This is a genomic window from Spiroplasma melliferum KC3, from assembly GCF_000236085.2.
In the GTDB taxonomy this organism is placed as follows: domain Bacteria; phylum Bacillota_I; class Bacilli_A; order Mycoplasmatales; family Mycoplasmataceae; genus Spiroplasma; species Spiroplasma melliferum.
This window is the reverse complement of sequence record NZ_AGBZ02000004.1, coordinates 304,874-318,208: the sequence shown is the minus strand read 5'-3', so window position 1 is coordinate 318,208 and position 13,335 is coordinate 304,874. Positions and strand designations below refer to the sequence as shown.

Sequence of the window (13,335 nt, the reverse complement as noted above, 5' to 3'; positions counted from 1 at the left end):
TCCTTAATCCGCATTCATAATTGCAATCAATGGATTAATCCGATTCATATTAAATCAACTAATTAAATATGCAATAAAGTATAATAATAAACCACTGCCAATTGCAATAAATGGAATCATAATATTCATAAACAGTGGTAAAACTATTCCAATTCGAATTAATATCATGTTAGAAATAATTAAAAATAATCATCCAAAACCAAAGCCGGCAATTGTCATTATTACAATAATAGGAATATACATTCCAATAACTAATTTTGTAATATAACGATTTCGATATCCTAATACTTTCATTGTTGCAATAATTGTTTGATTTTCCGCAATAACAATATTGCTTGTTAAAATAATAATCATAAAACTTAATACAAAAGAAATACCAATAATAAAGAAAATAATACCATTAACGGCTTTTGAAATATTTCCTAAAATTGCTTGAGCTTCAGCAATTGGCATTAAACTACTAAAAGTACTATTTGCATATGGTGGATAGGAAATTTCACTTCTAATACCACCATTTAAACCATAAAAACTATAGTCACCAAATAACTGACTTGTTCCTAATCCGGTTTCAATATCATCAATTTTGGAACTATTAGAAATTTTATAATTAAAAATTGGATATTCATTTTCAAATACAGCAATTCAATTAACTGCACTTTGATGTGCTTTTCAATATTTAACAAACTCATTCCATAACTTATCAACAGGTGTACTTGAATGCTCTTTAATAAATTTTTCTAATAATTCTAAACTTTTTCGTTTAGATGGTGCTAATTTATCATTGTTTTTAATAAATGAATTTGTTCATTCGTTTAAAAATAATTGTAATAAATAATTTCGGGTTTTATCATATCCTAGTAATTGTTGTGCCCTATTTTCATTAATTCAAGCTCGTGGTGAACCATATTGATTAGTAATACCAACAACGGTAAAGGATTCGTTCTCCGTTTCATTACTTACCCGATAACTTCCATTAACAATTTTATCGTTTAAAATTGATGGTTTTGTAAAATTAGGGTCAAGTGCATCAATTTTACTTTCTAAAACATATTCATTATTTCCATCTTTTAAAACCTTATTTTTATATTTATTATCCCCATTAAACATTAATTTACCAACTCGTCCTTGTGCTTGAGTATTATTACCTGTTACATCGCTTGCATCTCAAGCTTGTAAAATTTGATCCGAAGTAGCATCTTGTTCACTAGCAACTAACGCTTTGCGAATCAGTCGCGGACTAATTTGATTTCCAACTGTAACATTTAATCGTTTAGCTAATGTTTCATTTAAAACAATATTATTACTTGCTGTAAATAATTTTTCATTTAAATTCGCATTATTTTTATTAGTTAATGCTTGATTTTTAAATGTGTGATTAATTCCGTAAATTTTAAACTCAATACTATTTAATTCAGCATTAATCATTGTCCCCCGATCATCTGTTAATGGATTAAACGGAATTACTCCAAAGGTTAAATTAAAATTACCATTGTTTTGATTAAATGCTTCTTGCATTTTTAATCGGACAGTTTGTGGAGAACGTGAATATACTCCTTGAATAAAACATTGATTAACATTTTCCACAAAGTAAGCATAAATTCAATTATATAAATCATACATTGGTTTTTTTAAACGTGTATTAAATTCATTTCCTGTTGCTGAATCTAAAACATCATAAAAAGATACAGACAATGGTTGTTCTAATGCTGGACGAAAATGATTATTTGCTAATGTAATCGTTGGATTTCCTTCTCCAAAATCTCGTTTATAATCACTCTGGGTAAAAATATTTTTCCCTAACTTATCATTTAAATTTAAATTCCCTCGTGAATCAAAATAATCTGCACGTTTAATGTTTAATCCAACAGTTTCCCGATATTTTCAATAAAATAATCGAGATTTTTCTAACATATCAATATGTTCCTGTGCTGTTTCTGTTGTTCGTAAATATTTCTCAATGGTTGATTTTGTTAAAAGATTTAAACCAAAATCATTGTAGTCACCTCATGTTGTGCTACAAATTGCTTTTGATAAATCCGGATTACTTGAAGTTAATTTATTACTTTGTAAAAATTCTTTGGAAATATTACGATATAATAACGATCGCATATCATCTGCTTGATATGTTGGAGCAAAATTTTCGGAATTAATTTGCCCTGTTTCAAAGTCATTAAGATATTGATTAACATCTGTTGTCATATTTGTATTAATCAAAAGACTTTTTTTACTATCTCATGGCTTTTTACTTGGATCATATGTTCGTAAAAAACTTGTTGGTAAATTATAAATCGGACTATTATATTCAACTAAAGTTTTATAATTATCTCCTTCATATGAATAACGAATATTATTTTGTAAGATAATTGGAATTGTTGTTGACATCGTAATCATAATGGTACTAATAATCATCGTTAAAGATACCCCAACCATTTTTCCAATTGAATTAGATAATTGTACTGCTTGAAATCGTGCATCAAATGTTTTACGAATTGCAAACATTTTATAAACAATTTTTTTAAAACGACCATATGAAACTGTTTTTTCTTTACGAATTAATTGTAATGGTGTTCTTGAAACCATCATAATTGTTCCACTAATCATTGTGACACAAGTTAACAAAGCGAAAATAAATAAAACACAAGTTACTAATGCTAATGGTGCAAATACAAAATTTCCATATGGTAAATTAAAATATGAACCAAATAAATATTTAACAGTAAATTGACCACTAATCCCCGTTCCATAACCAACTATCCCACCAATTAATGCAATCATTAATGGATAGGAAATATAACTAAAGGTTAACACACGGCGTCGATATCCCAATGCTCGTAATAATCCATTTTGTGGTCCAGTTGCATCAATTTGCCGGCGAACAACTAGAATTAACACAAAGAACGAAATAATTAATAAAATCGTAATTAAAATATAAGAACCACTAATAAAAGCATTTAATGTTGATGTAAAATATGTAATTCTTTTCGCAAATTCATAACGATTATCTGTCCGAAAAGTAGCAATTGGTAAACCAGTTGACAATGTTTTGACGTAATATCCATGTAAACCAATATGTTTCCCCTGATTAGTATTTAAATAATTATTGATTGTTTGACTATAATTATTTCGCATTTGATCAACTTTTGTCTGTTGAAATTTTCCAACATAATAAACTTCTCGCTCTAATTGACTTTCTGGAATTAAAATTTGTTTTGTTAAATCTAATTTTGTTACTGGATATTTATGACCAGCTGTATCTTCAACTGTATCTTCAACTAATCCAAACAATCGTGGATCTAAATATGCAATTCCTTCATTTTTCATATTCGGAAATGGATGTACTGCATCAATAATTGGCGTAACATAATCCGCTGATTGTCCAAATCCAACTACTCGGAACCAATTTTCATTTGCATATGGTGATTTCGGCAATCATTTATTAATATCTTCTTTTTCATATGGAGTTAAATCAACATCTTTTAATTCACTATCAGCAACTTTAATTGTTGTTCCATACCTATCGGGTTGTAATCGAATAATATCATTAATTTTAATATTATTTTTGCGAGCAAACTCAGGGGTTAAATAAATCCAATGCATTGTTTCTTGGTTAATTGATAATAAATATTTCGTATAAACACTTAATGGCATTCCATTAGCGACAATAAATTTATCAATTTCTTGATGAGGATTTAATGTTACTGCTTTAATAACTTTATTATTCCCCAATGTAAATGTTCGTGCTTCAACACGGTTATAAATAAAATGTTCATCTCTATTCTTTAATTGTTCTTTAACAAATTCTAAAATTGCGTTTTGACGAATCCCACTATCTGTAATTTTTTCAAACTGATCCGGTTCCCTATTTGAATTTTTAACATAAGTGGAATTAGCAAAACTAACAACAAAATCATGTTGATTACTTAATTGTTCAGAAATAAAACTATTATAATTATTTTCTACTCGTTGTTTAGAAACTGCAATAATTGTAAAAATAAAACTAGTTAAAAATACCAAAACAACTAAACCAATAAATTGAATTTTATTTTTAACTGTGTTTTTAAAATTGTTTTTAAATAATAACTTAAAACCTGTCATTTTTCCACATTCTTTCTTCTTTTTTTGTTAATATTTGAATTTAGTTAAAGTAAAGATTAGGTGGTGTTGTTTGTTTTTTAAACTGTGTTAATAATTCTGTTTTACGAAGATTATCAACAATAGTAGCTTTTTTAAATCATTGATTAAAATCATAATTTGGATAAATTATTAATAAAATTGACATTGTTAATTGGTTATGTTGAGTGACAACAATACTAGTCAAAGTACATTTACAAAATGTATAATAACTAGAAGCAATCACATCATTAATCTTTTTTAAATAACCAATATATAATCGAAACAATATTAGCATTATAATAAAACTAATGGTAAAAATTGCATAAAAAACATAGCATAAAATAACTAAAAAAGAATATATTGTTTCATATGCAATTATATTTTGCAATTGAAAAATTATTGAAGTATAACCAAAAAATAATATATATGAAATTAAAACAATATTGCAAAGTCATAAAATAATAATTTGTCAATTAGAAAATAAAATTAATTTCCACGCTGAAATTGTTGTCTTTTTCAATTGTTTAAAATTAATTAAAATTTGCATTAAAATTCCCATAAAAAAGAGAAAAATAAAACTAGATCAAACAAGATAAATTAAATTTAATGTAATATTTAAAAAATTATAATTACCAGCAATATCAATAATTGAAAATGATGATGAAAATAAAATATACACAAGAAAAATAATAAAGAAAATATTAATAAATTTTTGATATTTTTTTAAAACATATATTTTCATTACCATCACCTTTATAACTTTCATTATATTTTGCTCATATTATTATAACATTATTCCCAAATGAATGTAAAATTAAGTTTAATAAACTGTGAAATAAAAGCGATGTTATTTATGAAATAACACCGCTTTGTTTCTTACAATTAAAATTTTAAAAATTAACCAACCTTAAATTCTATTGTTTGTAAAAATGAATAGTCATCATTCTCAAGATTTCTTTCTTTTTCATCCGGAGTAAAAAAGAAACTATATCCAAAATCATTATAAGATAAATTTATATAATAAATTGGATAATTTCCATCAGAATAATGATTTCTAAATAATTTAATTGTAATATTTTTATCATCTTTTATTGTTTCCATTTTAAATTTTGAAATAACTTTTTCTTTTTCTGCTACATTAGGTTTATAAATTTTTGATTTAATTTTTTCTGTGGCAGCACAAGTATTATTAAAAAGATTAAAAATAGTTTCAAAAAGTAATGTCATTCTTGCATCTACTGAACTTTCTGGCTTAAATAAACTAACTTTTTTAAATAAAGTATCAAAATCTGCTTGGTTCATCTTAAAAACAAGTTTATTATTATAAGTTTCTAATTTATAATAATGTCAAAATGCCATTATTTTTTCTGCAAATTGCTGTAATTGTTCATCAACTTTATCTTTTGGTACTAAGACTTTAATTGGTGTCTTTAAATTTCTTCACTGCGGAGTTTTATCTTTAAACGGTAAATTTTCAATTGTTAAATTACCTGGCAAAAAATATTTTATATCTGCTTTTACATAATAATTATTTTCACTAATAATATTCTTATGTTGTTTATAAAATTCTAAAAAGTTTTTTGCTGTTAATTTGTCTGGTTGATATCCTTCTCCTGCCAAGGTTAAGATTGAATTTTTTCTATAAAAAGAACTTCATAAATTTAAAGTATTAAAAAAATCAGCAAAATAAGGTTGAGAATTAGTTATTATATTTTTTTTATCTAATTCTTGTTTAATAATTGGTCAAATTGTATTATTTCCATTGATATCATTAAAATGTTGATTTGATCTATCAATAATTTTATTTTCTTGCTTAATAAGTAAATCATTAATAAAGTTTATAAATCATAATTCAATGTTTTCTTGAACATTAGTTAAGACTTCCAGATTATTACTAGCAATAACTAACCCTTTACTTTCATAAACTTGGTCAAATTCTTTAAATTTAACTGAATAATTAATATCAAAGCTAATTGTAATTGCATTTAAATTTTCTTTATTCTCAGCAATTAATTTTGATAGTTTATCAAAATTAATTTTATTTACTTTTAATTTGATATTATCATCTGACAATAATATTGGAAATTCTTTTTCTGTGTCACGATAAAAATTATTATAAGTAATGGCAAGTTCACTATTAATATTATTAACTTCTTTTTTAAAATCATTAATTAACTGTTCTAAAAAAGGTCATTTGCTAATTGCCGCGCCAATAAAGGGTTGTGATTCATCTGATTTTAAAGTTGTAATAAATTCATTAAGTTTAGTAACATCATTAAAATACTTATTAATATCAATCAATGCTTTAGCATCTCATCAATCTTTAATTTTCTTTTTAATTAATGTTATTATTTTATAAAAAGTTTCAATATCTTGATTCGCTTCTGCTGTATATTCATTAGTTTTTGCTAAATTGTTACCTCTTATTGCACAACCATGCATCCCAAAACTACCTGTTGTGCCTGATAAAAGAATACTTAAAATACCTAAAAGTTTTTTCATTATTTATACCTCATTCTATTTAAACGATATATTTTATATTATCTTACAAAAAGAAAAATAAAAAGTAATTAAACTTACTTTTCAAATTATTTGCAATAGATAAAAATAATTAACAATTTATTTGCTTAAATTACAAAAAAAGTTATTATTTAAATAATAACTTTTTTCTACTAATTAAATTGTTAATTAAATTTTAACTAATTAGTAACTAATCCTTGTGGTTTTTCATTTTCATATTTACCAATTAAAATTAAAATACCACTAACCAAACCTGAAAAAAGCAAAGCAATAATACCAGCTGCAAGATTTGATTCTACTTTCCCTTTTAAAACATTATTACACATAATAATTGGTACTATTTCTACCCCAGCAATTATTAAATAAATAATAGCAGCTGCATAAACACCATAACCCAATAACATTAAGCCACCAATAGAAAGTCCTATTAATGCTAATGATGATAAAACAATTGCTATAATACATCCTGCTCGACATAAATTATCTGGTTTTTTATTTTGAATAACATTGGTTTGAACATTCTCTTGTTCATTTTGTACATAATTTGTATCCATTTAAATTTGATACCTCCTTTTAAAATAAATATTTTATTAATATAAATTAGTTTTTCCATTATAAAATTTGTAATCAAATATTAAAGTTCTAAAATTTGACACGGTTAAATTATATAAAAAAAAAAATGCAAGTAATTAACTAATAAAATAATTACTTGTTTGGCCAGTAACAATACTTATTCTGGCAAATAAAACAGTTAATATATTCGTAAAATAAATCTTAATAAATTTATTACTAAAATTAATCAAAAATTTCTTGAAGGTTTTTAAAACTATTATTTTGTAACAAATTAAAAGGATTGAGTTCTATTAAATATAGAATGACTCAATCCTAAAATTTTATTTTTTATGTACACTTTTCGTTATATATTCACTTTTTAAGTTAATTTATTAATTATTTTAAATAAAACAATCAAAGCCATGATATAAAGCATCTTCTCTTTCTTTGAAAATATCTTTAATATCATATTTTTTTCGATAATCTTCAATGTTGCCCCTTTCAATAGCTCAAATTGCTTCACACGCTAATTTATGCGAATTACATAATGTCATTTGAGGAAAATCACCACTATTTAGTGGTTCATAATATAATGCCCCTGTAATCATTTCATTTAAACCAAAACCAGGATATTCTCCTTTTAAAATTCCTTGGTGTAAACGAAAGTCAGAAATAATTGGTAATAAATATTTATTTTTATTATGAATTGCTTGTTCAACTACTAAACCAAATTCCATATGAGTTCCTGAATCTCATCCATCTAATTCAAAAATAACATAATCTGCCTCCGTTAAACCAGCATAATCTAATTCAAAAATTGCTTTATTTGTAGGGCGCTTTTTTTGATTTGTTTCAAAATCAACTGGGTTTCCAATAATAAAGTCTGGAAACATTTTACGCAACATATCTCCTTCACGTTTTCTTGTATTTCACTGGGCCTCAGTAAACATACTACCCGCATTATAAATTACTTTTTTATTATCTCTCATATTATTTTTTCTCCTTTATTGATTAATTATTGTTTCAAATGTTTTAAATTTTTCCATATCAAGACCTGTGCTATTAATATCACCCGTGATAAAAGCACCAACGGCAATTAAATCATATCCTAAGTTTTTTGCTTCTTCATAATTAGTTAAATTAATTCCTCCCGAAGCCATATAAATTTTTGTTGGAAAAAATGTTTTAATTGTTTGAATAAAATTTAATTTAAATGCTGTTGCTGGAAAAATTTTAATAATTTCTCATTTAGCATTAACAATATCGTTAACTTCTTGTAGTGTCATTGCCCCTGGAATATATAGTAAATTATTTTGATGACAATATTCACTAACTGCTTGGTTAAAAACTGGACCCACTAAAAATTGAGCTCCGGCTTTTGCCGCTTGCATTGCTTGTTCTAATGTTAAAACTGTTCCTGCTCCAACTAAAATTGTTGGGTATTTGTTACGAAAAAAACTAATTAATTCTGCAACATTAGGAATCGTGAATGTTAATTCTAAACATTTGACTTGTAAATTAATTAACTGTTCACAAATTTGTTGAGCAACAGCATAATTATGATTTCGAATTACATAAAAAGTTTTATAGTCTAATAGTTTTTCTAATGTAATCATTATTCTTCTAAATATGCTGTAATTCTATTAATAATAGAACTTTGATCTAATTGCTTATACTTAATAACAGCATCAGCACTTCCCGATAAACCATAATCATCAACGCCCAGAACTAAACCAGTTTTACCAACAAATTTATATCAAACATAATCATTTGAAAATTCAATTGCAATTACTTTTGTTATATTTTTTGGAACAATTTTTTCTTGATAAGCCCTTGGTTGTTGTTCAAATAATTCAACACAAGGCATTGATACAACACGAATGTTTTTCTTAATTGTCTTAGCTGCAACAATTGCTGGTGCTACTTCAGTTCCTGTTGCAATAATAATTGCCTCCAATGGTTTTGTCTCATCTTCAGCAACAACAATATATCCCCCTTTTAGCGTTTGTTCTCAGCATGTTTCTGCTAATTGATATGGAGTATCTTGTCGCGATAAGATCAAAGCTGATGGAGTACTTTTTGCTTCCACGCTTGCTTTCAAACATCCAATTGCTTCTTTAATATCCGCTGGCCGAAAAACATTTAAATTCGGACAATTTCGTAACATTGCTAATTGCTCAACTGGCTGATGTGATTTTCCATCAAAACCAACACCAATTGAATCATGGGAAAAAGCAAAAATAACTGGTAAGTTTTGAATACATGCCATTCGAACACATGGTTTCATATAATCAGCAAAAATTAAAAATGTTGAATTAAATCCTTTCAAGCCTTGGTGTAATTCAACACCAATGCTAATTGTTCCGGCCGCAAATTCTCGCACTCCAAAATGGACATTATTATTTTGTGGGGTTGATGTTGTTCATGATCCATTATAACCAATGATTTTGGTTGCAGTTCCTAAATCAGCACTACCTCCAAACATATTATTTAAACATTTTTGTTGATAATATTTAAATACATCTCCCATAATAATTCGTGTTCCTGCTTTTTTATCTTTATCTGTTGTTAATAATTCTGCAAAAGCTTTTAAATCAACCGATGGAGTAGCAAATAATTCTTCATATTCCTTTGGAAACGCTGCTTTGTAAGCAGTTATTTTTTTCTTTCATTCTTCATATTTTATTGCTCCTCGTTTAGCAAAAGTATCTTGTCAATGTTTTTTAACATCATTGTCAACATAAAATTGAGGATGATTAAAATCATAAAATGCTTTTACTTGGTCCATCTCCTCAGGAGTAAATGGTGAAGAATGCATTGGTGAACCTTGTTTTGGATGCCCATAACCAATAATTGTTTTACATTCAATTAATGTTGGTTTATCAGATTTTTGAGCTTGTTCAATTGCTTTTTGAATTGCTGGCAAGTCCTCATCTGCGTTTTCAATTCGAATATAATTTCAATTTTGTGCTTCAAAAAAACGTTGATAATCAATCTTTAAAACAGCATCACATTTTGTATCTAATTGACAATCATTTGAATCATATAACATAATTAATTTATTTAATTTTCACACCCCAGCTAATTGAATTGCCTCAATTGCTCCTCCTTCTTGTAAATCACCGTCACTACATAAAACATAAGTATAATGGTCAATGATTTTATAATCTGGTTTATTAAATTTAGCCGCTAGATGTTGTTCAGCTAATGCCATCCCAACCCCATAGCCAACTCCTTGCCCTAGGGGGCCAGAAGAATTATCGACTCCAGGAGTAACGCCATATTCTGGATGAGCTGGAGTTTTTGAATTAATATGACGATAATTTTTTAAATCATCAATTGTCAAATTATAACCAGCTAAATGTAAAATCGCATATTGTAAAGTTGAAGCATGTCCTGGGGATAATACAAAACGATCACGATTGATTCAATCGGGTACTGCCGGATTAGCAATTAAATTATCTAAATAAATTGCTTGCATTAGTGGTGCTGCACTTAATACAATCCCTGGGTGACCAGTTTTATTATAAATAATAGGATCTAACCCTAAAATTCTTAAATTACTTAAACTTTTTGTTTCAATATTATTATTTGTGCTTTTCATTTTAATTTCCTCCTTATTAAATTAAAATATTAATAATAATTATTTTTAAATTAAACAAGGAACCTTATTATCAAGAGGTAATAAATGTTGCATAATAATGCTTATTTTTTCTGAAAAATCATCATTGTCAGCATCAATAACAATAAATTTATAATCATTTTTTAATTCATGATATAAAATTTCATATTGTTCATTCAATTTTTCCCAGTAATAATATGGGTTTTCTAATTCTAATTGACGCCCACGCTGTTTAATTCGTTCAACAGCCTTTTCAGTTGAAACTTTTAAATAAATAATGACATCAAATCCTAATTTTTGTTTCAAAATTGGAACAATAACATTTTGAAAAAAACGATTGTAGACTTTAAAATCAATTTCATTCATAATTTTTAATAAATGAGAAACTCGCACAAAAACAGGGTCTTCTAAAATTGTGCGGTCAAAAACAGTATCATCTAAATTATCAATGTTAAAAAATTGCTCAATTCTTGTTGTTAACATATAAATTTGCATTTTAAAAGCAAATCCTTCCATGTCCTGATAAAAATCCTTAAAATATGGATTTTCTTCTAATGGTTCTTTAAATAAATTATAGTTTAATTGTTTGCATAATTCTTCACTAACTTTTGTTTTCCCTGCCCCAACGGTTCCAAAGACTGCAATTTTCATTTTATTGCTCCTTTCGTTTTTAACCCATTAATTGAACAGCAGTGTCTAATGCTAATTCAACCATTGTCATAAAATTATTTTGCCGTTCTAAAGCTGTAGTAACTTCTTTCGTCACAAGATGGTCAGAAACTGTTAATAATGTCGCTGCATGTTTTTGCGTAACAATTGCATTAGTAAACAAAGCATATGATTCCATTTCAACAACATCTAAGTTATGCGTATGAATAAAGTCTAATGAATCATCATAACGGTAAAAAACATCTGCTGCATGCGCAATTCCCGTGTGTGTTTTAATTCCTTTTGCTTGTGCTACAGCTTCAATTTCATTAAATAATTTTTCACTTGCAGCAATTAAATTACTATCAATATTAGCTGCAATTTTTGCATAATTACTTTCACCAAATGCTTCACGAACATTAAAGATATCATAAACTTTAATATTCGGATTATAACTTCCAGCTGAACCAATTCGAATAATGTAATCAACATCGTAAAACTTAAATAATTCGTATGAATAAATTCCAATGCTTGGACAACCCATTCCGCTTCCAGCAATTGTTACCTCAATGTTTTTATACTTGCCAGTATACATTAACATATTTCGAACTTCATTTACTAATTTTAAATTTGTTAAATATTTTTCCGCAACGGTTTTTGCTCGTAATGGGTCTCCCGGCATTAAAACGACTTTTGCAATTTCTTCTTTTTTGGCATTAATATGTGGTGTCATTTTTTGTTCCTCTCTTTTCCGCTTAATTTAATTACCAATAAATACCTATCAATCCTATTTTTATTTAAAAAGTAAGGATATTTAAACAACACGAAAAAGAATATTGTTGCATATCCACATAAATGATGTTTAATTTCTACGATTATTTTAATTAATAGTTTAAGACAACAACAAAAATAAAACCATTTTAAATCAAATGCTATTAAACTTAATTATTAATTAATTTTTATTATTTATTATCTTTTAAATAATACCTTTTGATAGGTTTACTGCTTTAAATTAACAACTAAAAAACGCTTTTTGACGTCTTTCAAATTATTATTTAATAGTTTTCACTAATAAATAATTAATCATCCAACCCCAGAGATAATAACTATAAGTTCAGCATTGATATCTTACCAATGTTTTTTAGATCGGTCTACTGGCTTAGTTTCACTTTACTCGCTATTCCTTCTCAAGAAATATTTTCTCAATGGAATTATGTTAGCTTTCATCCACTTTACAGTTGCTGGGACAGCCTAGGATTCACACCTAATTCCCGTAACATCCAAAATTGCTTTTTAAAGTTGTTAAAATAATAATATAAAGTTTACTTTTAAAATGCAAGTTAAAATTAACAAATTATTTACCAACTAAAAAGAAATTAGGAAAAAAGTTGATATTTTTACAATTAAAAATAAAACTATTGTCAGAAAAATCTAGGAGCATATAATGAAAATTGTAAATAATATTTATGGACCTTACTTATTAAGTATTTTTACTCCTTTCAATCTCAATTAGAATCAAAAAATAGTCGACAATCTAGCCCACCATAAAAATAATCGATAATATAATAAAACAAATAATAAGCAATTGATAATAAATAGTTTTTTAGTTAATAGCAGTTATTCATTTGCAATGTTATTAAATAAATTAGGTTTAGTTTTAAATTTTGTTATATTCCTTGCTAGTAGTAATCAGAAATATAGTCACAATGGTAAATGATTTAATGAATAATGTATTAATTATAATATAATTAGCAAACTCCCATATTATTCTCATACTAATCCTAATTATCATTAAAATGAACGGACCAGATTTATTATTTACATATTCGCTAGCGTTAATGCTAGCAATTTTTATCGTTAATTTAAAAAAGCAAGATTTT

The 13,335-nt window shown here is 26.3% G+C and carries 9 protein-coding genes and 1 riboswitch; all 9 genes read right to left on the bottom strand.

Going from position 1 to position 13,335, the window contains the following annotated elements; all coding sequences use genetic code 4:
• Window positions 1–3 precede the first annotated feature (3 nt).
• Window positions 4–4,095, bottom strand: a complete 4,092-nt coding sequence (locus tag SPM_RS05825; protein ID WP_004028689.1) for an ABC transporter permease — start codon at window positions 4,093–4,095, stop codon at window positions 4–6.
• Between the two features lie 40 nt (window positions 4,096–4,135).
• Window positions 4,136–4,879, bottom strand: coding sequence for a hypothetical protein (locus SPM_RS05820; protein WP_239643303.1), 744 nt, complete (start codon window positions 4,877–4,879; stop codon window positions 4,136–4,138).
• Between the two features lie 131 nt (window positions 4,880–5,010).
• Window positions 5,011–6,615, bottom strand: a complete 1,605-nt coding sequence (locus SPM_RS05815; protein ID WP_004028687.1) for a hypothetical protein — start codon at window positions 6,613–6,615, stop codon at window positions 5,011–5,013.
• Between the two features lie 197 nt (window positions 6,616–6,812).
• Window positions 6,813–7,187, bottom strand: a complete 375-nt coding sequence (locus SPM_RS05810; protein ID WP_004028686.1) for a hypothetical protein — start codon at window positions 7,185–7,187, stop codon at window positions 6,813–6,815.
• Between the two features lie 399 nt (window positions 7,188–7,586).
• Window positions 7,587–8,174 (bottom strand): nucleoside 2-deoxyribosyltransferase, encoded by a 588-nt coding sequence (locus SPM_RS05805; RefSeq protein ID WP_004028685.1) that lies wholly within the window; start codon window positions 8,172–8,174, stop codon window positions 7,587–7,589.
• A 15-nt stretch (window positions 8,175–8,189) separates the two neighbouring features.
• Window positions 8,190–8,801, bottom strand: a complete 612-nt coding sequence (locus tag SPM_RS05800) for a bifunctional 4-hydroxy-2-oxoglutarate aldolase/2-dehydro-3-deoxy-phosphogluconate aldolase (protein WP_004028684.1) — start codon at window positions 8,799–8,801, stop codon at window positions 8,190–8,192.
• The gene (tkt, locus tag SPM_RS05795; protein ID WP_004028683.1) at window positions 8,801–10,789 is read right to left on the bottom strand and encodes a transketolase; all 1,989 of its coding nucleotides are present in this window, start codon (window positions 10,787–10,789) and stop codon (window positions 8,801–8,803) included. The genes SPM_RS05800 and tkt overlap by 1 nt, the downstream gene beginning before the upstream one ends.
• Before the next feature lie 45 nt (window positions 10,790–10,834).
• Window positions 10,835–11,458 carry a deoxynucleoside kinase gene (locus tag SPM_RS05790; protein ID WP_004028682.1) on the bottom strand — a complete coding sequence of 208 codons (624 nt, stop codon included), beginning with the start codon at window positions 11,456–11,458 and terminating at the stop codon, window positions 10,835–10,837.
• 19 nt (window positions 11,459–11,477) lie between these two features.
• Window positions 11,478–12,188 carry a purine-nucleoside phosphorylase gene (deoD, locus tag SPM_RS05785; protein ID WP_004028681.1) on the bottom strand — a complete coding sequence of 237 codons (711 nt, stop codon included), beginning with the start codon at window positions 12,186–12,188 and terminating at the stop codon, window positions 11,478–11,480.
• Between the two features lie 394 nt (window positions 12,189–12,582).
• Window positions 12,583–12,754: riboswitch (cobalamin riboswitch) on the bottom strand.
• Window positions 12,755–13,335: the final 581 nt, after the last annotated feature.